Origin of the sequence: Serratia marcescens (assembly GCF_001902635.1) — a bacterium.
GTDB lineage: Bacteria > Pseudomonadota > Gammaproteobacteria > Enterobacterales > Enterobacteriaceae > Serratia > Serratia marcescens_F.
Map to the genome: position 1 here is coordinate 93,759 of NZ_MJAO01000010.1, position 23,427 is coordinate 117,185.

The following is a 23,427-nucleotide window of genomic DNA, read 5'->3' on the forward strand; positions in this document are numbered from 1 at the left end:
GGGCGGGTATTTTCCGCTATTTCAACCGGCTGGCGCCGCTGAAAAATAAAGACACAATTAAGCGCATCGCAAAAGTGACAATCGCTATGTAACCTTAAAAAAACAGTGACGCAGCGGAACCATCCCAGACGGCGGCCAACGCGTAGAGCAGAGCGAGAATCAGGACAAACGGCGCATTGAACATGGCATTTCCTCCACACTGTTAACATAAAGTTTAGTCTGGCGAGATGACAGTTAGATGAAATTTGATTGTTTTTCGCACAGCCAAATTCAGACTGACGGAAATGGGTAAACCGCTGATTTTTTACTATAGTCATAGTGTGAAGTAATGCGTTTGTCGCCGTATGCCCTGCATTGATCGGCTGTGGGCGGGTTGCTCAGAGCAAGATCGTGGGCGGGCGGCGCCGGGCGTGAAACATGTGACGCAATTCTCAGAGGGTGGGTCTGTAAGGATTTGACATGTCATATGCAAATGACGAAGAAAACGGTGTTGAGCAACCGAGCGACTACGTTAAAACCACTGCCTGCCAAATGCGCAGCGGTGTAAAAGCGGCGCTCGAGCAATCATGTGCCTGCATCAAGGATAATCCTTGGGCGGGGATAGGCGCCGGCGCCGTCGTGGGCCTGGTAATAGGATTTCTGTTAGGCAAAAGGTAATAGGGAGAGTAAAGATGGGCATCATTTCCTGGATCATTTTTGGTTTAATCGCCGGTATCCTGGCCAAATGGATTATGCCGGGCAAAGACGGCGGCGGCTTTATCATGACCGTTATACTGGGGATCGTGGGTGCCGTCGTCGGCGGCTATATCAGCACCTTCTTCGGTATGGGGCGCGTTGACGGCTTTAACCTGGGCAGCTTTGTGGTGGCGATAGTCGGTGCTCTGGTGGTGCTTTTTGTCTACAGGAAGATCAAAGGCTAAGCAGCCGTTGCTCAACAGGGTCGCCACGGCGGCCCTTTTTCGTGAAATCAATCCAGCGGCGCGGCGTTGGCCGCGCCGGCTGAAAGGGGAAAATCATGGGTCTGTTCGATAGCGTATTGGGTAACATTCTGGGCGGCGGCGCCAGCGGCAAAGGCATCGACTATATCGCCATCATGCAATGGGTCGAGCAACAAGGCGGGCTGCAGGCTATTTTGGATAAATTCCGTCAGGGGCAGTTTGGCGATATCGTCGGCTCCTGGCTCGGTAATGGCGAAAACCAGCAGATTACCGGCGATCATGTGCAGCAAGCGCTGGGCAGCGAAGCCATCAATCAACTGGCCGAAAAACTGGGTGTCGATCCGGCTCAGGCGTCCAGCACCATTGCACAGTTCCTGCCTACGTTGACGGATGCCGCCTCGCCAAACGGCGAAGTGCAGCAAGACGGCAATGAACTGGGCGAGATGGTCGGTAAGCTGTTCAAATAATGCTCATGCTCCCGGCGCCTGGCCGGGGGCATTCACCCCGCTGATTCCCTCGATCTCCGTCAACGCCAGTTGCAAATACGTCACCCAGGCGCGCACCTTCTCCGGAATAAAACGCAAAGCGGGGTAGACCGCGTGCAGCGCCATCGGCGGGTAGCGGTATTCCGGCAATACGGGCACCAGCGCACCCGTCGCCAACTGTTCACCGATCAGCGGCCGTTGCGCACCGCCGATACCGGCCCCCGCCTCGATGGCCGCCAGCAGCGACAGGGTATTGTTCGCGCGGAACGTTGGCCGCAAAGCGACCATTTCTGCGCCGCGCGGGCCGAGTAGGGTGAGCGTGTCGCCATCGTTCAAACCGCTATAACGAACATGGGCATGTTCTGCCAAATCCGCCGGCGTGTGCGGAGTGCCATGCCGCGCCAGATAAACCGGTGACGCCACCAGTAGACGTTGTAACTCCCCCAGCCGTTTTGCCACCATGCCGGGCGCGTGTAATTCGCCAAAGCGCAGCGCCACGTCGATGCCTTCGCCGATCACGTCGGCGCGGCGATCGTCCAGCAGCAGCTCGATGGTGAGCGCCGGATGTCGCTGTTGAAAAGCGATCGCCAGCGGCGTGACATGCCGTTGTCCGAATCCGGTCGGCGCGTGAATACGCAGATTGCCCTGCAGCAGACGGTGTTGGCCGTGCAGCGCTTCTTCCGCTTCGTCGACCGCTGCCAGAATCGGTTTGAGGCGCTGATAGTAACCATTGCCGGCATCGGTCAGGGTCACCGCTCGGGTGCTGCGAAAAAGCAGCTGCGCGCCAAGTTGCTGCTCCAGGCCGGCGATTTGCTGGCTGACCGCCGGCTGCGTCAAACGCAGATCGCGAGCGGCGGCCGATAGGCTGCCCAGCTCCGCCACCCGCATGAAGGTTTTCATGGCGTTCAGCTTATCCATGTCGATCTCACCTCTAAATTTTTCTTATTAGTGTTAGTGGCAACTCGCCTCTACCGCAAGTGTTTCTAATTAATGACACTCAGGACATCGATAACCAGAGGAGTGGCAATATGAATGCAAAGCGACAGGCGTTAGTGGTCGGCGCCAACGGCGTGATCGGACGCCGATTGATTGAAGAGCTGACCGGGCAAGGCTGGCAGGTGGTGGGGGTATCGCGCCGGGGCGGGCAAGAGGCGCCTGGGGTGCGTCACCTAAACGTTGACTTGCTGGATGAGGCGGCGACGCGCGACGCGCTGCGGCCGCTGACCACCATCAGTCACGTTTTCTATGCCGCCTATCAGGATGCACCGGATTGGGCGGGGCTGGTGGCGCCGAACCTGCAGATGCTGCAACACGTCGTTGAAGGGCTGGAACCGATAGCGCCGTCGCTGGAACATATCAGCCTGATGCAGGGGTATAAGGTGTATGGCGCCCATTTGGGGCCGTTCAAAACCCCGGCGCGTGAAAGCGACGCCGGGCATATGCCGCCGGAGTTTAACGTGGCCCAGCAGCAGTATCTGGAGCAGCGCCAACTCGGTCAGCGCTGGCGCTGGAGCGCCATTCGCCCTAGCGTGGTGGGCGGTTTCTCGCTCGGCAATCCGATGAACCTGGCGTTAAGCATCGCGGTGTATGCGTCGATCGGCAAAGCGCTCGGGTTGCCGCTGCGTTTCCCCGGTAAACCGGGTGCTTACCACAGCCTGTTGGAGATGACCGACGCCGGGCTGCTGGCGCGCGCCACGCTGTGGGCGGCGACCGAACCGGCGGCGGCCAATCAGGCGTTTAACATCAACAACGGCGACCTGTTCCGCTGGAGCGAGATGTGGCCGAAAATCGCCGCTTACTTCGGGATGGAATGCGCACCGCCGCTGCCGATGACGCTGGAGAGCATGATGGCGGACAAAGCACCGTTGTGGCGGGAGCTGGTGCAACGGCATCAATTGACCGAATCGGACTATCGTGCGGTGGCCGGCTGGCGTTTCGCCGACTTCGTCTTTTCCTGGGACTACGACATGTTCGCCGACGGCAGCAAGGCGCGGCGCTTCGGTTTCCATTCGTTTGTCGAAACCGAAGCCATGTTTTTCTCGCTGTTCGACGAGTTCCGCCGCCGCGGCGTCATTCCCTGAAATCGGCCAAGGCTCCCCCGCTGCGCGGGCGGCGGGGGAAAGGGTCAGAACGTCAGCATGATCTTGCCGATGTGTTCGCTGGACTCCATCAGCGCGTGCGCGGCGGCAGCCTGCTCAAGCGGGAAGGTTTTAAAGATTTGCGGTTTCAGCACGCCGCGTGCCAGCAGCGGCCAAACTTTCTCCCGCAGTTCGGCGGCGATCTGCGCTTTGTCCGCGACGCTGCGCGAGCGTAACGTCGAACCGGTATGGGTCAGGCGTTTCAACAGCAGCGGCATCAGGTTGAGTTCCTTCACCACGCCATGTTGCGTACCGATCTGTACGATGCGGCCTTCCATCGCCGCGGCCTGATAATTCTTGGCCACATAATCGCCGGCGATCAGATCGACGATCACGTCGGCACCTTTGCCGTTGGTGGCTTCTTTGGTGCGTGCGACAAAATCTTCGCTGCGGTAATTAATCGCGACGTCGGCGCCCAGCGCCAGGCTGGCCTGACGTTTCTCTTCAGAACCGACGGTGGTGATCACCTGCGCGCAGAAGGCTTTCGCCAGCATGGTGGCAACCGTGCCGATGCCGGAGGTGCCGCCGTGGATCAACACGGTTTCCCCGGCTTTGAGGTGCCCACGCTGGAACACGTTGACCCAAACGGTGAAGAAGGTTTCCGGCAGCGCGGCGGCCTCGGTCAGGTTGAGGCCCGCCGGTACCGGTAGCGCATTGCTTTCGTGCACGGTGCAATACTCCGCATAGCCGCCGCCGGCGATTAAGGCGCAGACCTTATCCCCGAGGGCGAAGCGCGTCGCGCCCTCACCGAGAGCCACCACTTCACCGGCGATTTCCAGGCCGGGAATGTCCGACGCGTCGGGCGGCGGCGCATAGTTGCCCTGGCGCTGCAGCACGTCGGGACGGTTAACGCCGGCGGCGGCGATTTTCACCAGAAGCTCACCCGCTTGCGGTACGGGCAATGGACGTTGGGTGACGACCAGAACCTCGGGGGCGCCCGGTTGGCTGATCTCAATCGCCTTCATGCTGCCGGGCAGCGGTGCCTTTGCTGACATTGTCACTCTCCTCATCGTGGCGGGTACGGCTATCCAGGCGGATACTGTCCGCAGTAGTAAAGTCTGCTGTTAGCTTAGCGAAATCGAATGAGGAGCGCGTGGTCGAATAGAGCGGTTTTGCGAGGAAAAAGGGGGAGAGCCGCCGCGATGGGCGGCATGGCGTCAATCGTTGGGGGGGATGCGGAACCCTTTCAACGACACGATAAAGTGTTCTTTCCCTTTGGAGATCTTGGCGCCTTTATCGCACCACAGGCTGGCAAGCTGGAAGAAATCGTCGCTGTCGATATCGTAGGCCAGCTCGATTTTCTTGGCTGTTCCGGCACGGATCAGCTGTTCTGCTTCCTGATGGTTTGCAGCTTTAATTATGGTCATGGGCGAAATCCTTGGTGTTAAGCCAGTGCGGATAATCGCGGATCATCATATGGCTGTATTGTGACAATTTTGTGATGAAACCATGACAGTAACGAATGCGCAGCCGACGGTGGCCCGCACATTCGCTGTGGAAGTGCATTGTCGATTAGCGATCGTGCAGGCGAACAAAAGCTCTTTTCTTTTGAGATTTAAAGTGCTTATAGAGCGCGTAACCCGCAATGCCGGCCAATGCGGCCAGGAGGGCAAGGGATCCTGTAGCCATGAACGTTACCTCCGAATAAGAATGGCAAGGAGGGGTATTTGTGACATTCATCACGTTGAGGGGCAATGAGACCAATCTGTAATCGGGAGCGGCGTCATGACGGATGAACAAAAAAAAAGCGCCTATAGGGAGGCGCATAAAAATTTGCAACACAGCTTGTTGTGTTCAACACCAGGAGGAGTGGTGAACTGAGGCTATTCTAAGCAGCGGCGGTGGCGGTTGATATAGGCATTACTCCGAAAGCGCCATTACCAATCATAGCCCAGCTGAATGTTGTAATCGGGATCCTGATTGGTGGAATAAGGATCGGATTGACGGCGCCGATCGGTTTTCTTTACCGGACCATCATGCGTTGGATAGGGTTTGGCACGCGGTTTGCTGCAGCCAGGGTGATCGCACTCGATGCCGACACTGAAACCGCTTTTGTCTCGCGCCTCTGCCCAGGTCACCGGCGGTTTGGCCGCCTTTGGCGCTGGGCCAGGCGGTGCGGGAGGTTTGGGGGCGGGGGCGACGCTGGGATCGGGGGGATGATAGTTCAGTTCCAGCGCGCCAAGTGGGGCGCTACAAGCCGCAACGGCCAGCAGGACGGCGCGGCTGATGGTCGGCAATGTGAGCCATCTCGACATGGCAAATCTCCTGGATGATTACGTCAGGCAACTATAAAACAGCGTAACGATAATTACTATCATTAGTCGCGTGGAGGCAAGGGCCGCATAACGGTGCGCAGGGGTCAAATCCTGTGCGTTCGACAGCGGTTAACGGCGCTGCGTGGCGAAAAGGGTTGCTATTGCCGCCCGCTCATGAGTTAATGATAGCCGGCCTGTGGTACAGACCTATTTATGCACGACATTTTGAGTAAAGTAGTTCAAATTTAAAGCGTTATCCCGGATAGCCCTTCTCTGACGAATTTCCTTTCCAGTGCCTCCATAAGTAACTGATGACCGGCTACATCGCCCATGGCGGCTTACATTTATTATTGAAGGAAATTAGACATGTCTAACCTGATCAAAGGTCAAGTGAAGTGGTTCAACGAAGCTAAAGGTTTTGGTTTCATCACCCCTGCAGACGGCAGCAAAGACGTATTCGTACACTTCTCTGCTATCCAGGATCAAGGCTTCAAGACCCTGGCTGAAGGCCAGAACGTACAGTTCTCTATCGAGAACGGCGCGAAAGGTCCATCTGCGGCTAACGTTACCGCTATCTAATCGGCATTTATCGCTGATTTAAAAAACCCGCTGCGGCGGGTTTTTTTGTGCCCGCAACTTGGCCCTGCGCAAAAAAAAGCCCGCAAGTCTGCGGGCAAAAGTTCCTTGTTACTCTTCATTTGCGAGCGCCTCTCTGGGGGGAAGCGCCTGAGAACAGGCTACGCGACGCCTGCTTAAGATTCTGCGGCCAAAATGTCAAGAAAGTGAAAATCCCGCTGACTGCTACGCTGATAGCAAAGGTTGACTGCGCCGGTGCGGTGTCCTTCTCCCTTGGTTTTGTAATACACTGACATCAATCACAAATAAGGGGAAAGGGTATGCAGGTTAACGATCGGGTGACGGTAAAAACAGACGGTGGCCCGCGGCGTGAAGGCGTGATACTGGCCGTAGAAGTGTTCAACGAGGGCACCATGTACCTGGTTGCTCTTGAGGACTACCCGGCGGGAGTATGGTTCTTTAATGAGATCGACAGCCGTGACGGCACTTTTGTAGAGCCCTGTCGCGAACAGGGGCGGTAACCTGGGTTAGCCTCATTAATTTGCTAATGAAATTGTCCATAATGAGACTATTTCATTGCGATAGGATTTATTCTATCAATGATAAAAAATACCCGTTGCGCTAGAGGGGGGATAACGCAGCAGGTGTTTTTTTGTTGTTCCAACGGTCGATATCCGGATTAAATAACTGCCGGGTATTTAACGGCTGGCAAAACAGAGTGGGGGCGTTCTCTGTTGTTCAACGGCTATTGACAAATATTCCACTGGTCAGCGTGTCGGTCAAACGAACAACATGATAAATGATCTGCTTGTTGTGCGTTTTTATTTTTCGCTTGATGTTTCCCTTGTGGGAAGAGACCGTTTTGGCTTTTATTTGCATCTGGTCTGATATCTGGATGGTGCCTTGACCGGACATCCACATGCGCAACATGTTTGATTCGGTCTGGCTCAACGTCACTGGCGTTTGATCCAGAGAGGATTTCTCCGTTCGCAGGGATTTTTTCTCGAGATAGTGACTAAGTAGTTGATTCATAGTCTCTGGTTTGATGGATTTTGACGATATAATGACGTTCTTACGAACATATAAATAATCGTCGAAATGTACATTGGTAATAGCCATAAAGATGAAGAATAACGTATCCGGGTGCAGCGAAATCACCCGTTTTATTCGCTCGGTGGCGTTTGCTTCATGGATGAAGCAGTCCTCGTTAATAAACACCAGGCTGGGATTCAACTTGCTGCATTTTTCATGCAGGGTGTCAATATCCCCGATGGCGTTAATATGGCGTTTCTTCACGCCATGCGAAGTCAGATAGTCGGTTAAACCCAATCTGGTATAGCTACATGAATCCATAATGATCGTTGGCATATCGCACCCCCACTTAAATCCGTTTTACTGCGGTAATATGAGAAAAAGCCTAAAAAGCCGAAAGGCAAAAAATGAAGCAATGATTCAGTGTAGCGTGTGTTCTATCAATAAATGCGGCGGCACTCAATGATATTTTCATACTAAACTTATTAATCACATGAATCTATAAGTTTAGCTTAAGTCAGTACGTTCTGCTGGTTGCCTGGCTTCGGCAGGATGAGGCTGATTTGCGCTTGGCGCCCGCGCCTGTAGGCATCTCTCGTCTTGATTCTGCTCATCATGTCACGAAACAAAATTTTAGTTTGCTAGGAAAAGTCTTAAAAAAAATTCATGTGTTGTTTTTTTGAAGACTTTGAGCACATTTTTTGGTCGCTCAAAAAGTGAGCTTTGTGAGTGTCTTTTTATTTTATATATAAAAATCATGGCTATATAATTATTTTTTGCTTTCATGATAATGATAATCACTCTGTTTTTTATCGTGCCAACAAACAAAAGTTAACATTATGACCAAAATGTGTAGCTTAATTGTTGCTATAAATCACCGTTTTACAATGGGTTATATGGATATTTATTTCATTTGAAATCATTTTTGTGAATGCTTAATGGGGATTGAGTGATTTTTCTAAACTATCGCCCTGCTTGCCTGGCAAGCAGAGCCCACTGGCAGGTCGGAGTTGTCTCAGGCCGGCGTTGGTTTTACTTTGCATCTCCCCCTTTTAAAAACAGGACGTAGCGGTGAGACGGAATCAATATGGGCAGCCGATAGGTGATGCCCTCGATCGCTGGCAGCCGGCAGGCATGCCCGGGCTCAAGCTATTACAGGGGCGGTTTTGCCGTCTGGAACCGCTGAACATCGAGCGCTGGGGCGATGAACTCTATCAGGCTTATCAAAGCGCGGAGGACGATCGCGACTGGACCTATCTGTTTTGGCAGCGGCCGCAGACGCGCGATGATTTCCAGCGTTATCTCCAGGCTCAGGCGTCCAGTGCCGACAGAAATACGATGGTGGTGATCGATCGGGCCCGCGGCCGTGCTGTGGGAACCTGCGCGTTTTTGCGTATCGATCCCGCCAACGGCGTGGCTGAACTGGGCACCATCAACTGGTCGCCGCTGATGAAGCGCAGCGCGCTCGGCAGCGAGGCGATTTTCCTGATGCTGCGGCATCTGCTTGACGATCTTGGCTATCGGCGCTGCGAATGGAAATGCGATAGCCTCAATCTGCCCTCGCGCCAGGCGGCTGAACGTTTTGGTTTCCGCTACGAAGGCACCTTCCGCCAGGCGGTCGTCGTCAAAGGGCGCACGCGCGACACCGACTGGCTGTCGATTGTCGACGGAGAGTGGCCGGCGCTGCGCACAGCGTTTGACGCCTGGCTGTCGCCGGACAACATCGGCGATGATGGGCGGCAAGGGCGGCGTTTGCAGGCCTTCCAACTCGGATAACGCCCGATGCTTACGCGCTCTCCGCCAGGCAATGACGCAGCGAGCCCAGCGCCAGCCGGATGTCCTGTTCCTCCGTCATCCAGTTGACCAGTGCAGCGCGGATCCCCGGCTGATTGTTATAGTACGTCGGGGTGCAACGCACCACGCCGTGCCGGTTAAGACGCTCGATAAAACGATCGCGTGCCGCCTCGCTGTCACCCTGCGGGCGGCTGAGCGCGAAGCACACCACGTTCAAATTCACCGGCGCCAGCAGATGGAAACCGTCGTCCGCCATCAGCGCCGCCCCCAACGCCTGCGCCAATGTGACGTTGCGCTCGACGATATCCCGTATGCCGCTGCGGCCATAAGCTTTCAGCGTCAGCCAGAGTGGCAGAGCGCGGAAGCGTCGCGAATTTTCCGGCGTCAGGTGCAGATAGTTATCCGGCCGCAGCGTCGGCGCCTCCAGATAAGCCGAATGGTTCTGAAATACCTGCATCTGCAGATCCAGATGGCGGGTAAGTTGGATCGCGCTGTCATAAGGCACGTTCAGCCATTTGTGCGCATCGACGGTAATGGAGTCCGCATGCTGCCAGCCCTCGAGCCTCGGGGCGTACAGCGGTGAGCAGGCCGCCACGCCCCCGAAGGCCGCATCGACATGCAGCCAAAACGGATAGCGTTCCCGCAGCGCCAGCAGACTTGGCAGATCGTCGAAGGCGACGGTGTTGACCGTGCCGGCGCTGGCCAGCACCAGCGTTGGCGCGCCTTCGCCGGCGGCAAGCTGCCGTTCCAGCGCCGCCATATCCATGGCTTCAGACTCCGGCAGGCTGGCGACGATCGTCAACGCCTCGCGGCCGATGCCGAGCATGCTGAGCGCTTTCACGCTGCTGGAGTGCGGATTGGCCGCCAATACCCGGATAGGGCCGAGCGCCGCCAGGCCCTGCCTGGCGATATCCACACCTTGCTGCCGGCCCAGCCACTGTCTGCCGATGGCCAGCCCGGTGAAGTTGGCCATGGTCGCGCCGCTGACCAGGCTGCCGCTGAACGTTTCCGGCAGGCCCAGCAAGGATTTCAGCTGCGTCACGGCGGCCAGCTCGATCGCGGCGGCGACGGTATCATGGCTGAGCTGACTATTTTGGTCTGTCACGCTAACCAGCCAATCCGCCGCGACCGCCGCCGGGGTGCCGCCGCCGGTGACGAAGCCGAAATAGCGCGGGCCGGCGCTGGCGGAAAGGCCTGCCTGATAACGTTGCCAAAAATCATCCAGCGCCGCCAGGGCGCCTTCGCCGTTTTCCACCAACCGATCGTCGCCCGGTTGCAGCTGCTGTTGCGCGAGCGGTGGGCAGATGGACCGTTGTTCCAGTCCGGCCAGAAAATCTTCCGCCAGCTGGCGGGTGTGGTCGAGGATCTGTGGAAACTGCGCGAGATCCTGTTGTAAACGCGGGTGCATGGTGGCTCCGAGAATGTCAGGGATGATGGGGGAAACATAGCGTATTTGCACTCTGGTCAAAATCGATGAAAAATGGCCTTTTTGGATAATCTGGCTAACCAATGATGAGTGAACGCATTCCCTTGCATGTCTTGCCGACCTTCGCGATCGCTGCCCGGTTGGAGAATTTGCGCGCTACGGCGCAGCAGGTGCATTTGACGCACGGCGCGGTCAGTCAGCAAATTCAGCTGCTGGAGCAGGCGGTTGGTTGCCCGCTGTTTGAAAGACGCGGGCGCGGTTTGCGTCTGAATGCCGCCGGGCGGGAAATGCTGGCGGCGGTGGAGCCGGCGTTGCAGGCGCTGCAGCAGGGTGTCACCCGCGCCCGGCGTGCGGGAGCAAGCCAAACGTTGCGCATTAGCGTGCTGCCGTCTTTCGCCCATTACTGGTTGTTGCCGCGCCTGCCGGCATTTCACGAGTCCTGTGCCGATATCGCGCTGGATATCGATGCGTCGCTGGCGCTGCAGGATCTGTCGCTGCGTGGGTTCGATGCGGCGATCCGCATCGGCGGTGGCCAGTGGGCGGGCTTGCAGGCGCAGCGCATCGCGCCGGGTGACGTGCTGCCGGTCGCTTCGCCGGATATGGCGCGGCTGTGGCGGACAGCGTTCGAGAGCGGTGGAGATATCCCGTTGCTGGAACACGACGTTACCCCCTGGCGTGAGTGGTTCAAGACGCAGCGCTGCCCGGTGGGCGGACGGCAGCTGGCGTTGTTCAACGATGCCGGGTTGTTAATCCGCGCGGCAGAGCAGGGGTTCGGCATCGCGCTGGCGAAAAAGCTGCTGGTGCAGGATGCGATCGACACGGGGAGGCTGGTGGCGCTGGCCGCGCCCTGTCGCCTGAGCGATGACGACGTTTATCTGGTGTGGCCGCAGACCGCCGGGCTGACGCCGGCGGTCGAACGCTTACTGCAGTGGCTGCAGCAGCAGTTGGCGACGGTCTAGCGGCGCAGCCACTGCGGTTGCGAGGTGCCGAGCGCAGTGGCCGGCAGTGTCCATTGCAACGCGGTGCCTTGCAGGCTTAGCGGTGCCTGCAGGCGCTGCGCCGCCCCCCAGTGGGTCAGCTCGCTTTCCGGATCCTCGTCGGCGGGGCCGGCCGGCGTCAAAGGTTCCGGTCGATAATGCGCAGGATAGGGATGCGCCAACAGCAATTGTGCCGTGCGCGCCAGCGACAACCGGGCGCAGTAGCCGGTGCCGGCGCTCAGGCGCTGCGCCATACCGGTTAGCACCGCTGCCGCCATTAAATAGCCGGTGGCGTGATCCAGGGCCTGTACCGGCAGCGGCACCGGCAAACTGGCGCTGCGCCAAATCATGCCCGCCTCCGCCAGCCCGCAGCTCATTTGCACCAGACTGTCGAAACCGCGGCGGGTGCGCCACGGCCCGCTCCAGCCGTAGGCATTCAGGCAGACGTCGATCAGGCCCGGCGCCAACGCGCGTCTTTCCTCCGCGCCATAGCCGAGCTTCTCCAGCGCACCGGCGCGATAGCCGTGCACGATCACGTCGGCGTTTTTCAGCAGGTGTTCAAAAGTATGGCGATCGTGCGCATTGGTCAGGTTGAGGCGCGCGCTGCGTTTGCCCAGCATCACTTCGTGTTCGATACCGGGTTCATCCCAACCGTAGGGATCGATGCGCAGCACGTCGGCACCCAGACCGGCGAGAAAACGGGTGGCGACCGGCCCGGCGAGAATGCGCGTCAGATCCAGCACCCGCACGCCGTGCAGCGGCCGGGCGACGGGCAGCGGCCAGCCCGGCGGCGGCGCTTCCGGCTGCCGAGAGGCGTGGATCAACGGTTCCAGCGCCACGCTCTTGCCCTGAATATGTTGACGCCATGCGGCCGCCGAGCGCATGTGGGCCGCGCAGCCGCCGGCCTCGATCACCGCTTGCTCCAGCTCGCTTTTTTTCCAGTTCAGCACGCGCGCCGCCAGCGAGCCTTTATCCGATGCTTGGCCCAGTACCTGTTCCACCGCCCGCCGATGGTGCGGCGCATTGGTATGCAGGCGTATCCAGCCGTCTGCCGTCTCGTAGTCGCCGGCCAGTGCGTCCCAGGCCGCCGGCAACGTCCAGCCCAGCGGACGCAATGTCCAACCGAACCAGAGCGAGGCCAGGCGTTGATCGGCCCAAACCTGTGGCGCGGCGGCGCCCTCGCGGCGAAGCAACTCGGCGCAGGCCAATCCGGCGGCGATCCAGGCGGCGGTAGCCAATTCGGTGACGGGAAAAGCCGAAGGCAATGCGCCGGCACCGCTTATGATTAGCCGGTCGCAGGGCGCGGGGCGTTGCCTCAGGCTGTGCCAAATCTCGTCGAGCAGAGTGTGGATCAGAGGCGTCATTGGCCGCTCCTAGCTGATAGACGGAAACATAGCCTAGCGTAGCCCACCGCCGGCGACCTTGCTAAGGCGCAACCTCGAGCGTGCGGCCGTCGGCCAGTTTGGCGCGCAAGCTGTGGGCCGCCACCCCGGCGAAAGGCTGGGCGCTGAAGTTGGCGGTCAGCGTCGAGCCGTCGCTGAACGTCGTCTGTTGCACCCAGCCATCCCGATCGAGCCAGCGGAAGTCGGTCAGCGCTTTGTCCCACAGTGCCTGATGCAGCGGCCGGAAGGCGGCGTCGGCGCGTTTGATCGCCGGCAAGCGGGCCGCCAGGGTGGCGCGGCTCAGGTGGAACATCGGCGCGGTGTTGTACAGCTGGCTGAGCAGGCTGCGGGTGGCCTGAACGTCGCTGAACTTCAGATTGTCGTAATTCCAGTGGTGGCTGCTGACGATCGCATCGTGGAAAACGGCCTGGTACAGCGGCAGGCGGTAACGCGGATCAAATTCGACCGTGCGATAGGGCTGCTTCACCTTGGCGGGGCGGAAGAAAAACGCGGGTTGGGCGTTGGGCCACCAGGCGCCGAGATAATAAGGCGAGGATTTATCCTTATTCATCTGTTTGTCACCCCAGCCGAATCCCCAGGTTTCCATGCCGTGGGCGAACATCAGGCTGCGGGCGGTCACCGCGTTGCCGTCCTCCGAGCCGAGCGGCAACTTCAGGGTGGCGCTGAACCAGGCCAGCCGGGCGTTGCGCGCCTCGGCCATCTGCGCCGCGCCGGTCGGGTGGTCAGGCTGATAGTCATCGGACACCATGCCGGTGCCGTCCACGTCGAGAAACAGGCTATTCAACCCGGCCAGTTGCACCAGCTCGCGCATGCGCCGTTGAGAATAGGGCAGCACGCAGCCGGGGTTGAGGTAGTAACCCTGTTTGCCGAAGCCGGGCTTCTTGCTGCCGTCGGCGCGCACGATGGCGCAGGTTTCCCGCAGCGCCGTCGGCAGTTGTGCGGTGAGCCAGCTGTCGTTAATGCCGCGTGCAATGGCGGTATCGTAGGAGTCGTAGCTGGCGATCAGATAGCCGGCCGCTTTGGCGGCGGCCACCGCCTGCGGGTGCAGGAAGGCGGCGGTCCAGTTGTCGGTGCCCAGCCACAGGCGCGGCAAGCCGGTCTGGCGCAGCGCGTCGATCAACGGTTTGGCCAACCCTTGCCCCCAACTGTCCGCCGGGGTTAACCAGCGTCCCAACTGACGTTGCGCCAGCGCCCGCACCGCGGCGGCCTGGCGCTGCTGCGCCTGCAGAAAATCGGCATCATCCGGCGTGGCGCCCAGCGGAATTTGCGCCGTCAACGCCTGGTTGATGCCGTCGATAAGAGGCTGTTGCTGCCAGCCCTCCGGTGCTTTTCCCGCCAGCCGCTGCAGGGTGTTTCTACTTTCGGCATCCATCTTTTGCCGCAGCGCTTCGGCAGCGGGAGAGGCGAGGTAGTGCAGTAGCCCTGGCCAATCTTTGACATCTTCCGCCGCCAGCAATTTGTCGCCCCACAGGTAGACATGGGTGGCGCCGATCAGCTTCTCTCCTGCGGGCGCCTGCTTTATTTTTTCGCGCAGGCTGCTGAATTGGCCGCTTTGCTGCAGAACCTCGCGGTAGCGGCGGGCACCGGACAGCGGCGTGTCGCCGACGTGCAGCAGCACCTCGAACGCCTGTTGCTGATTAAAGCGATTGAACTGATGCTCGGTGCGCATCTCCAGCTTTTCCTGCGCTGCGGCGAAGGTGACCCGGTTGCTGAACGGCGTCAACATCAGCCAGCTGTAAACCTTGCCCTGCTGTTGCTGGCTCCACAGCGGCAGTTTCAGATCCCAGTTGGTATCCAGCGGCGTCATTTCCGCCGTCAGGTAATTGCGCCAGATCGCGTTGTCCAGCGGGATGCGGCTGCCTTCGCCGATCGGCAGCAGCAAGGTCTCCGCCTGTGGCGGCAGACGGTACCAGTTCAGGGTTTGCGGCCGATCGCTGCTGAAGCTCAGGCGCAGATCGCCGCCTGCCAGACGGGCGCTGACGTTTACCGCGCTTTGCGGCCATCGCCAGCTGGCCTGCTGCGGCGACTCGGCGAGATCCGCCACCTGTTGCGCGGGTTGCGCCAGATTGACCGGCACAGAGCCTGCGGTAATGCGCAGCGTGGCGGGATCGAGTTCAAATTGTACATCGCCTTGCCGCAGCAGCAGGGCATCGGCGGGAAAGCTGACGAGCAGCGCGAGTGCAAACGGGGAAAGCCGTTGTTTCATCGTGGCGTCCTTGAAGGATGAAAGAGGGCAGTTTACCGATAAGCGCGCCGTATCCCAACGTCTCTGCCCCCCATTTGTGACATCGGAATATAATCGACATATTCCAGTTTAATTTCCGTTTAATAAATTAGCCTTTACTTCATTAACCGTCGTCACTATACTCAGCCAAAATTTCAGCGGAGAAACCCAATTGGACAGTTGCAGTTGTAATAAAAAAATAAGGCAAGCTGACTAATCCTCTTCTGATTTGTTGCTTGCCGTTATCGGCGGGCGGCACCCCTCTCCAGTTATTTCTGAGCTGTGCATACCCGAATAAAAAACGTTTCCTGATGCCTGACGGTTTCAGGTGAGTTGAGTTGGACGTTATTATGGTATTTTGCAGCCACAGCCTTTTCCCTCCAGGCACGACACGCTGATTCGCTGATTTATTTTCAGCGCGATTTCGCGTGTGCTAAACAGCACATGATTTTATCTCCTGCGGTTAATTAAGGGGAAAGTCATGGCTATGACTCCTTTCGTTTTAAATTTATTACTGGCGATGTGCCTGGGTGCGGTGATTGGTGCCGAACGCCAATGGCGCCAACGCATGGCTGGCCTGCGCACCAATGCGCTGGTGGCGACCGGCGCGGCGGTCTTTATTCTTAGCTCGATGTCCACCGATCCGGCCAGCGCCGGCCGCGTGGCCGCGCAGATCGTGTCCGGCATTGGCTTCCTCGGCGCCGGCGTGATCATGCGTGAAGGGCTGAACATTCGCGGCCTCAACACCGCCGCCACACTGTGGTGTTCGGCGGGGATCGGCGTGCTGTGCGGGCTGGGCCAGCATTGGGATGCGGTGGTCGCCACGCTGGTGATTCTGTGCGCCAATATCCTGCTGCGCGAAGCCGCACAGCGCATCAACCTGCAGCCGCATCAGCAGGCAACCGATCTGGAACTGTGCTACCGCATTCAGGTGACCTGCGGCGAGCAGGATGAAATTTTGGTGCGCACCCTGATTCTGCAGGCGCTGAACGGCGTCGCCTTGCGGCTGCAATCCTTGCGCAGCGCCGATATATCCAGCCCAGGGCAATTGGAAGTGTGCGCTGAAATTACCGCCACGCCGGCTGCACAAAAAGAAATTGAGGGTATTGTCTGCCGCGTCAGCCTGGAAAAAAGCGTGAGTGCCGTTCGCTGGCGCGTCGCGTCCGAATTACCGGTCTGATTAATTATATAAATATTTACTAACTTGATTATATGTTCAGGTTTATTCGGGTGCGCCTGAATAACGCGGAGCATTAAGGAGGCGTTATGGACGATGACCCCGGAAGGGAAATGATTTCTGCGTGGCTGACAGGGTAATCACGCTATTCAGTCACGCTAATTAAAAAATTCCAATCTGTGCAGAGTCACCTGTTTATCGGGCGGGTTCTCCCTGTGCGCAGAACGAAAATAAGAGAATAGCGTTATGACTCAAATTAATGAAAGAACGCGTCGCCGTGATAAAGACGCGGTGACTTACGCCATTGCGGAAGAGGCGGCCAACAGCATCGCCCAAACGCTGGCGAACCTGAAATGCAACCGCAACGGCTTGACCCAGGACGACGCCGATGAGCGGCTGGAACAGTTCGGCGCCAACCAGGTCGCCCACGACAAGGCGCCGCATGCCTTGATCCAGCTGATCAAGGCCTTCAACAACCCGTTTATCTTCGTGCTGATGGTGCTGGCTGCGATCAGTTTCTTTACCGATTATTGGCTGCCGCTCCAGAGCGGTGAAGAAACTGAACTCACCGGCGTCATTATCATTCTGACCATGGTCACGCTGAGCGGTTTGCTGCGTTTCTGGCAGGAATACCGCACCAACAAAGCGGCGGAAGCGCTGAAATCGATGGTGCGCACCACCGCCACGGTACTGCGCCGCAGCAGCTACAGCGCGCATCCGCTGACGCTGGAAGTGCCGATTCGCGAACTGGTGCCGGGGGATATCATTCAGCTTTCCGCCGGTGACATGGTGCCGGCCGACGTGCGCCTGATCGCCTCGCGCGATCTGTTCATCAGCCAGGCGATTTTGACCGGCGAAGCGATCCCTATCGAGAAATACGATGCCATGGGCAACGTGGCGCAGAAGTCGAGCGAAGGGGAAGTATCCAGCGAGAACGCGCTGCTTGAACTGGCCAACATCTGCCTGATGGGCACCAACGTTGCCAGCGGCACCGCCACGGCGGTAGTGGTGGCGACCGGTGGGCGCACCTACTTCGGCTCGCTGGCCAAGTCGATCGTCGGTTCGCGGGCGCAAACCGCGTTCGATCGCGGGGTGAACAGCGTCAGCTGGTTGTTGATTCGCTTCATGCTGGTGATGGTACCGGTGGTGTTGCTGATCAACGGTTTCACCAAAGGCGACTGGAGCGAGGCCGCACTGTTTGCACTGGCGGTGGCGGTCGGCCTGACGCCGGAAATGCTGCCGATGATCGTCAGCTCCAACCTGGCAAAAGGGGCGATCGCCATGTCGCGCCGCAAGGTGGTAGTGAAGCGCCTGAACGCTATTCAGAACTTCGGCGCCATGGACGTGCTCTGCACCGACAAGACCGGCACGCTGACCCAGGATCGCATCATTCTCGAGCACCACATCGACGTCAATGGTGCCAGGGATAACGAGGTGCTGCACCTGGCCTGGCTGAACAGCTTCCATCAGAGCGGCATGAAGAACCTGATGGACCAGGCGGTGATCCGCTTCGGCCGCGGCAAACCGGGAATTGAAGCCCTGGGGCGTTTCAGCAAGGTGGATGAGCTGCCGTTCGATTTCGTGCGCCGCCGTCTGTCGATCGTGGTGGCGGATGAGAATGGCAAGCAGCAGCTGATCTGTAAGGGCGCGGTGGAGGAGATGCTGGAGATCGCCACCCACGTGCGTGAAGGCGATAAGACGCTGGAACTGGACGAAGCGCGCCGTGCGGCGCTGCAGGCGCTGGCCCGCGAGTATAACGAAGACGGTTTCCGCGTGCTGGTGCTGGCGACGCGCGAGCTGGATGCGCAACGCCCGGCCGAACCGCTGAGCGTGGCCGACGAGCGCGACATGGTGGTGCAAGGGCTGCTGACCTTCCTCGATCCGCCGAAGGAGAGCGCGCAGCAGGCGATCGCCGCGCTGCAGGAAAACGGCGTGACGGTGAAGGTGCTGACCGGCGACAACCCGGTGATCACCTGCAAGATTTGCCGCGACGTGGGGCTGGAGCCGGGCGAACCGCTCTCCGGGCTGCGCATTGAACAGATGAATGACGAAGAACTGGCGCGTGAAGTGGAGCAGCGCACGGTGTTCACCAAGCTGACGCCGCTGCAAAAATCGCGGGTGCTGAAGATGCTGCAGGCCAATGGCCACACCGTCGGCTTCCTCGGTGACGGCATCAACGATGCGCCGGCGCTGCGCGACGCCGACGTCGGGATCTCGGTCGACACCGGTACCGACATCGCCAAAGAGTCGGCAGACATCATCCTGTTGGAAAAGAACCTGATGGTGCTGGAAGAGGGGGTGATCAAAGGGCGCGAGACCTTCGGCAATATCATCAAATACCTGAACATGACCGCCAGCTCCAACTTCGGCAACGTGTTCTCGGTGCTGGTGGCCAGCGCCTTTATCCCGTTCCTGCCGATGCTGGCGATCCACCTGTTGATCCAGAACCTGATGTACGACATTTCCCAGCTGTCGCTGCCGTGGGACAAGATGGACAAAGAGTTCCTGCGCAAGCCGCGCAAGTGGGATTCCAAAAACATCGGGCGCTTTATGCTGTGGATTGGGCCGACCTCATCGATCTTCGATATCACGACGTATGCGCTGATGTGGTACGTGTTTGCCGCCAACAGCGTGGAACACCAGGCGCTGTTCCAGTCCGGCTGGTTTATTGAAGGGCTGCTGTCGCAAACGCTGGTGGTGCATATGCTGCGCACCCAGAAGATCCCGTTTATTCAGAGCACCGCGGCGCTGCCGGTGTTGCTGACTACCGGGCTGGTGATGGCGCTCGGCATTTATATTCCGTTCTCGCCGCTCGGCGCCTTGGTTGGCCTGCAACCGCTGCCGTGGGAATACTTCCCGTGGTTGGCCGCTACGCTGGTCAGCTACTGCGTGGTCGCGCAGATGATGAAACGTTTCTATATCCGCCGCTTCGGCGAGTGGCTGTAAGCCGCCTCGGCGTTCACTTCAGGGGCGAAATGCTTCGCCCCTGTACCGCTACAGCAGTTTGTTGACCAGCAGGCCGAGCATGATGGTCAACGTGAAGGAAAACAGCGTGCCGAGCAGCACATACTCGGTACGCATCTTATCGTCGCTCTGGCGCAGATCGCCGAAACGGAAGATGGACTTGGCCGCCAGTAAAAAACCGATCGCCGGGATTTGCCCCAGCAGTACAAAGGTCAGGATCAGCGTTCTCTCCAGATAGCCAATTTGTTTGCCCGCGCGCAGCAGCGAGTCGTTGTCGGCCTTGGCGGAAGGCGGCATTTGCGGCGTCCAGCGCGCCAGCAGCTGCCCGATCAGAATGCTCATCGGCAGATAAATCAGGCTGTAGGCCACCAGCACCAGACCGGTTTGCCAACTCCCCAGTTGCCGCCCCAGCGCGGCGAGCAGTTCAGCGGCATTCGGCGTCAACCCCAGCCACAGCAAGGCGATCACCGCCAGATGCAATCCCTGATCGAGCAGGAAACTGCGGGCCTGGCTCAGGCGGGTCAGCGCGGTGACTTTCAGCAAATCGATCAGGTAGTGACTGATGGCGACGACCAGCAGGCTGGCCAGCACCTGAAGCGAAGAAAGCCCGCCGTGCAACAGGCCGAAACCGGCCACCGCCCAGGCGGCTAACACCCCGTGCAGCAACGCGTGCAACACCAGAAAACGCGAACGCGCACGATGTTGGATTTTATCCTCTACCCAACTCAGCGGCTGCAGCGGAAAATCCGCCAGCAGATGGACGATCAACAGCCAGGCCAGCAAAGGCGCATAGGTCAGATCCATAGTCAGACGATCCTGTTAATGGCGTGAATAAACCGCATGATTTCCTCGTAGGCCGCGCGTTTCAGCGCGGCGGAGACCGTGGAGGCGGCTTTTTGCAGCTGGTCCGCCACGGCGGCGCCGCTGTCGGCGAAAACTCTTGCCTGAACGATGCGCGCTTCGGTCTGCGACAGACGGCCAATCACATGATCTAACATCGGCAGCAGATCGCTGACAATGGCGTTTGTCCGAACGTTGTCGGTTTTCAGAGCCAGCCGGCAATTTTTCGCCATGGCGTCCAGCGCGCTGCCGGAGTTGACAAAGGCACTGCCGTAACCGGCGGCGTCGGACCGTTGGCTACCCAGCCCGACGGCGATGCGCGCATCCCAGTGCGCGGCGCCCATCGCCCGTAGCGCGAGGCGAATATACACTGCCAGCAGCAGCCCGTCTTCCGGGGCGGCCTGCGCCTGGAAGGCATCACCGCGAAAAATCTCCACCTGATGCAGCCGCCCGTCGCGCTGCAATTGGCCGAGCAGGCTGTGCAGCCCATTGAGGTAGTTGACGGTGTCTGATCGGCGGGAATCGACCAGATCGCCGCTGATTACGCTGACTGGCGTCGGCATGGCGTGTTCCGTTGTTTGCAGAGGGGTGTTTATAAATTCGCACCTAGATACGAATATGTCAACAATTCGCCTCTTGATGCGAATTTATAGAGTATTCGCCTGTGAGTACGAAACGCGGTGGCGTGAGGAGAGGGGATGAACGGCCGGGAATGCGCGGGCCTGTCAGGCTCGCCACCGGCGGCGTAGAGGGAAAATGGCCGGCGACCGGCCGTTCAGAAGCTTTTGACCAGCACGTCGCGCGGCATTTCGCTGCCGTGTTTCAGCAGGTGCTCAAACGATCGCTCGCTGCTTTTCAGCTGCTGCAAAAACTCTTGCGGCGACAGATCGTGTTTTTTTCCGCTCATGTAAGCCAGCGCCAGTTCTTTTGCCTGATAGCGGGAGAAGTTGTACATGGTGACCTCGATACGGTGAATGCCAGTGCTCACGATTGTAGCGAAAGAGCACATAATGAACAGCGGCTTTGGCGTATGGAATCGATAGCCGAAACTTAACTTGCCGGCTGCAACAACTCATCGCACAGGCGTTTGATCACCTGAGCCTGTGGCAGGCCGTTGTGCAGCATCTGGCGGATATGCTCCGAATCGCTGATGCCTTGGCGGACATGGCGATCGATTGCCTGCAGCACGGCCCGATCCTCCCGCCGTTCGGCGAAATCGCTCAGCGCCTCGAGGGTGTGCAGGATATGGGCGGTCAGGCTGCAGCGGCGCAGCGTCGCGGGATCGACGTATTCGGCGGCGAAACCGCTGTGATAGGCGTTGATCTTGTTGTAGTGGGTGAAGGCATCGTATTCCGGCGCGATCGGCGTCCGGCGCTGCAACAGAAAATCAGCCAGCAGACGGCAGTAGCCGACCAGCAGCACGGCGTGCGCGATACGCAGCGGCGTATCGCAGATGCGGATCTCTACCGTGCCCAGTTCCGGTTTCGGCCGCGCATCCCAATAAATATCCTTGACGCTTTCAATCACGCCGGCGGTGTTCAGACGTTCGTAGTAGGCGTTGAATTCGCGCCAGCTGTAGATGTGTTCCAGGCACCCGTAGCTGGGGAAGGAATTCTGCGCGCTGAAACGGGAGCTGGCAAAGTGCGTATCGACGCCCTGATACAGTGGCGACGACGCGCTGAGCGCGATCAGCTGCGGAAAGTAGGGTGTCAGCGCATGGCACAGGTACATCGCCTCATCCCCGTCGTTGACGCCGAGGTGGATGTGTTGGCCGAACACGCAGGCCAGCTTGGAGAGATAGCCAAAGCGGCTGGCCAGCTGCCTGTAGCGCACCTTGTCGCTGATGACCTGCTTGCGCCAGTCGTTGCTCAGATGGCGGCCACCGCCGCAAACGTCGCAGCCCAGGCGCTGCGCGCTGCGCCGGACGGTATCGGTCAGGGTACGCAGTTCGGCGTGCAGCTCATCGAGATCGTGGTGCACCGAGCTGTTCAGCTCCACCATCGACTGAGTCAGCTCATGTTTAACGCGCCGGTAGTCGCCGACCTCGCTGACTACCCGGTCGGCCCGATCCGTAAGATCGTAGTGCTCGGCATCGACCAGCTGCAGCTCTATTTCGGTGCCGATGGAGAGCCTTTCCGAACGCTTGAATGTGAGCGGCATGGTGCCTCCCCCCAATACGCAACGTTAATTCAGTATAAGTCGCGGGGGGAGGCTTTGCCGCTGAAGGCGGTTAATGCAGCTCGGCGCCGCTGCGGTCGGCCAGCGCTTCCAGCAGCAGGGCGGAAGGCACGAAGAACAGGGTGCCGGTCACCGCGTGGCTAAAATCGAGCAGCCGATCGTAGTTGCCGGCCGGGCGGCCGATGAACATGTTTTCCAGCATCTGCTCGATCGGCTGCGGCGAACGCGCGTAGCCGATAAAGTAGGTGCCGAATTCGCGCAGACCGGGGCGGCCGAACGGCATGTTGTCGCGCAGAATTTTCACCTCGTTGCCTTGCTCGTCGGTGATGGTGGTCAACGAACTGTGTGATGACGACGGTTTGACCGCTTCATCCAGCTCGATGTTGGACTGTTTGTGGCGGCCGATGATCTTCTCCTGCGTTTCCACGCTGAGCGCATTCCAGCCCTGCATATCGTGCAGGTATTTTTGCACCAGCACATAGCTGCCGCCGCTGAACGCCGAATCTTCGTCGCCGATCACCGTGTAGTCGAAGGCTTCGTGCCCCTCCGGGTTCTCCGTGCCGTCGACGAAGCCGATCATGGCGCGCTGATCGAAGTAGCGGAAGCCGTGCACTTCCTCGATTACCGTCACGGCGTCCCCGAGCTTGGCGACCAGCTGTGAGGCCAGTTCGAAACACAGATCCATTTCATCGGCACGGATATGCAGCAGGATGTCGCCGGGCGTGGCGACGGCGACGCGTTCCCCGCTGCCGATCGGGCTGAACGGATGCAGCTGGCGAGGGCGCGGCGCGCCGAATAGCGTATCCCAGGCTTCGGAGCCGAAGCCGCAGACGCAGGTGAGGTTGCCCGCCGGCACGCGTTTGCCGACCGAACGCACCACGGCGGCGATGTCGCCGCACCAGGCGCGCACCGCCGCCAGATGGGCGGGAACGGGCGACAGAGTGGCGACGATGAAGATGGCATGGCGCGTCACCGGACTGAAAACGGCTTGCGGCTGCTGGATACTGTCATTCATGGCAT

Annotated in this window: 23 protein-coding genes; 10 read left to right on the forward strand and 13 right to left on the reverse strand. The window is 59.1% G+C overall.

What is annotated here, in order from left to right; translation table 11 throughout:
• Positions 1 to 459: 459 nt before the first annotated feature.
• The 3 genes from BHU62_RS11990 (at position 460) to BHU62_RS12000 (ending at position 1,405) form a co-directional block, all read left to right on the forward strand.
• Positions 460 to 657, forward strand: a complete 198-nt coding sequence (locus BHU62_RS11990; protein WP_073532213.1) for a glycine zipper domain-containing protein — start codon at positions 460 to 462, stop codon at positions 655 to 657.
• Between the two features lie 14 nt (positions 658 to 671).
• A complete protein-coding gene (locus BHU62_RS11995) occupies positions 672 to 920 on the forward strand; it encodes a GlsB/YeaQ/YmgE family stress response membrane protein (RefSeq protein ID WP_073532214.1) in 249 nt (82 codons plus the stop codon).
• Positions 921 to 1,015: 95 nt separating this feature from the next.
• Positions 1,016 to 1,405 (forward strand): YidB family protein, encoded by a 390-nt coding sequence (locus BHU62_RS12000; protein ID WP_073532215.1) that lies wholly within the window; start codon positions 1,016 to 1,018, stop codon positions 1,403 to 1,405.
• Positions 1,406 to 1,408: 3 nt separating this feature from the next.
• On the opposite strand, the gene BHU62_RS12005 is transcribed toward BHU62_RS12000, so the two are convergent.
• Entirely contained in the window at positions 1,409 to 2,341 is a 933-nt protein-coding gene (locus BHU62_RS12005; RefSeq protein WP_073532216.1) for a LysR family transcriptional regulator, read from the reverse strand.
• Between the two features lie 110 nt (positions 2,342 to 2,451).
• Between BHU62_RS12005 and BHU62_RS12010 the strand changes: the two genes are divergently transcribed.
• Positions 2,452 to 3,504: an SDR family oxidoreductase gene (locus tag BHU62_RS12010; RefSeq protein ID WP_073532217.1), complete on the forward strand. Its 1,053-nt coding sequence runs from the start codon at positions 2,452 to 2,454 to the stop codon at positions 3,502 to 3,504.
• 44 nt (positions 3,505 to 3,548) lie between these two features.
• Here the strand turns inward: BHU62_RS12010 and BHU62_RS12015 are convergent, their stop codons facing one another.
• The 3 genes from BHU62_RS12015 to BHU62_RS12030 form a co-directional block, all read right to left on the reverse strand.
• Complete coding sequence (locus BHU62_RS12015) at positions 3,549 to 4,556, reverse strand: NAD(P)H-quinone oxidoreductase (RefSeq protein WP_073532218.1); 1,008 nt, start codon at positions 4,554 to 4,556, stop codon at positions 3,549 to 3,551.
• 162 nt (positions 4,557 to 4,718) lie between these two features.
• Positions 4,719 to 4,928, reverse strand: coding sequence for a hypothetical protein (locus tag BHU62_RS12020; protein ID WP_073532219.1), 210 nt, complete (start codon positions 4,926 to 4,928; stop codon positions 4,719 to 4,721).
• A gap of 510 nt (positions 4,929 to 5,438) precedes the next feature.
• Positions 5,439 to 5,816, reverse strand: a complete 378-nt coding sequence (locus BHU62_RS12030; protein ID WP_073532221.1) for a hypothetical protein — start codon at positions 5,814 to 5,816, stop codon at positions 5,439 to 5,441.
• 366 nt (positions 5,817 to 6,182) lie between these two features.
• On the opposite strand from BHU62_RS12030, the gene cspE reads away from it, so the two are divergent.
• Complete coding sequence (gene cspE, locus BHU62_RS12035; protein WP_049201327.1) at positions 6,183 to 6,395, forward strand: transcription antiterminator/RNA stability regulator CspE; 213 nt, start codon at positions 6,183 to 6,185, stop codon at positions 6,393 to 6,395.
• 317 nt (positions 6,396 to 6,712) lie between these two features.
• Entirely contained in the window at positions 6,713 to 6,913 is a 201-nt protein-coding gene (gene dsrB / locus BHU62_RS12040) for a protein DsrB (RefSeq protein WP_073532222.1), read from the forward strand.
• Between the two features lie 217 nt (positions 6,914 to 7,130).
• Here dsrB and rcsA read toward each other — a convergent pair whose 3' ends face one another.
• Complete coding sequence (gene rcsA / locus BHU62_RS12045; RefSeq protein ID WP_073532223.1) at positions 7,131 to 7,760, reverse strand: transcriptional regulator RcsA; 630 nt, start codon at positions 7,758 to 7,760, stop codon at positions 7,131 to 7,133.
• Between the two features lie 798 nt (positions 7,761 to 8,558).
• On the opposite strand from rcsA, the gene BHU62_RS12050 reads away from it, so the two are divergent.
• Positions 8,559 to 9,200 carry a GNAT family N-acetyltransferase gene (locus BHU62_RS12050; protein WP_078062052.1) on the forward strand — a complete coding sequence of 214 codons (642 nt, stop codon included), beginning with the start codon at positions 8,559 to 8,561 and terminating at the stop codon, positions 9,198 to 9,200.
• A gap of 10 nt (positions 9,201 to 9,210) precedes the next feature.
• Here the strand turns inward: BHU62_RS12050 and BHU62_RS12055 are convergent, their stop codons facing one another.
• On the reverse strand, positions 9,211 to 10,626 hold the full coding sequence (locus BHU62_RS12055) for a pyridoxal phosphate-dependent decarboxylase family protein (protein ID WP_073532225.1): 1,416 nt from the start codon (positions 10,624 to 10,626) through the stop codon (positions 9,211 to 9,213).
• Between the two features lie 101 nt (positions 10,627 to 10,727).
• Between BHU62_RS12055 and BHU62_RS12060 the strand changes: the two genes are divergently transcribed.
• Positions 10,728 to 11,603, forward strand: coding sequence for a LysR substrate-binding domain-containing protein (locus tag BHU62_RS12060; RefSeq protein ID WP_073532226.1), 876 nt, complete (start codon positions 10,728 to 10,730; stop codon positions 11,601 to 11,603).
• Here BHU62_RS12060 and BHU62_RS12065 read toward each other — a convergent pair.
• Both BHU62_RS12065 and BHU62_RS12070 read right to left on the reverse strand, forming a co-directional pair.
• A complete protein-coding gene (locus BHU62_RS12065; protein WP_073532227.1) occupies positions 11,600 to 12,985 on the reverse strand; it encodes a CoA transferase in 1,386 nt (461 codons plus the stop codon). The two genes, BHU62_RS12060 and BHU62_RS12065, sit on opposite strands and share 4 nt — an antisense overlap.
• Before the next feature lie 61 nt (positions 12,986 to 13,046).
• Complete coding sequence (locus BHU62_RS12070) at positions 13,047 to 15,230, reverse strand: glycoside hydrolase (RefSeq protein ID WP_073532228.1); 2,184 nt, start codon at positions 15,228 to 15,230, stop codon at positions 13,047 to 13,049.
• Positions 15,231 to 15,729: 499 nt separating this feature from the next.
• On the opposite strand from BHU62_RS12070, the gene BHU62_RS12075 reads away from it, so the two are divergent.
• Entirely contained in the window at positions 15,730 to 16,428 is a 699-nt protein-coding gene (locus tag BHU62_RS12075; RefSeq protein ID WP_025303346.1) for an MgtC family protein, read from the forward strand.
• Between the two features lie 243 nt (positions 16,429 to 16,671).
• Positions 16,672 to 19,371, forward strand: coding sequence for a magnesium-translocating P-type ATPase (mgtA, locus tag BHU62_RS12080; protein WP_073532229.1), 2,700 nt, complete (start codon positions 16,672 to 16,674; stop codon positions 19,369 to 19,371).
• Between the two features lie 48 nt (positions 19,372 to 19,419).
• Here mgtA and BHU62_RS12085 read toward each other — a convergent pair whose 3' ends face one another.
• The 5 genes from BHU62_RS12085 to BHU62_RS12105 form a co-directional block, all read right to left on the reverse strand.
• Positions 19,420 to 20,193 carry a DUF3307 domain-containing protein gene (locus tag BHU62_RS12085; RefSeq protein ID WP_073532230.1) on the reverse strand — a complete coding sequence of 258 codons (774 nt, stop codon included), beginning with the start codon at positions 20,191 to 20,193 and terminating at the stop codon, positions 19,420 to 19,422.
• Between the two features lie 2 nt (positions 20,194 to 20,195).
• A complete protein-coding gene (locus tag BHU62_RS12090) occupies positions 20,196 to 20,792 on the reverse strand; it encodes a hypothetical protein (RefSeq protein ID WP_073532231.1) in 597 nt (198 codons plus the stop codon).
• A gap of 212 nt (positions 20,793 to 21,004) precedes the next feature.
• Positions 21,005 to 21,184 (reverse strand): hypothetical protein, encoded by a 180-nt coding sequence (locus BHU62_RS12095; RefSeq protein ID WP_004935085.1) that lies wholly within the window; start codon positions 21,182 to 21,184, stop codon positions 21,005 to 21,007.
• Positions 21,185 to 21,279: 95 nt separating this feature from the next.
• Entirely contained in the window at positions 21,280 to 22,389 is a 1,110-nt protein-coding gene (locus BHU62_RS12100; RefSeq protein WP_073532232.1) for a YbdK family carboxylate-amine ligase, read from the reverse strand.
• 70 nt (positions 22,390 to 22,459) lie between these two features.
• Positions 22,460 to 23,422, reverse strand: a complete 963-nt coding sequence (locus BHU62_RS12105; RefSeq protein ID WP_073532233.1) for a Dyp-type peroxidase — start codon at positions 23,420 to 23,422, stop codon at positions 22,460 to 22,462.
• Positions 23,423 to 23,427: the final 5 nt, after the last annotated feature.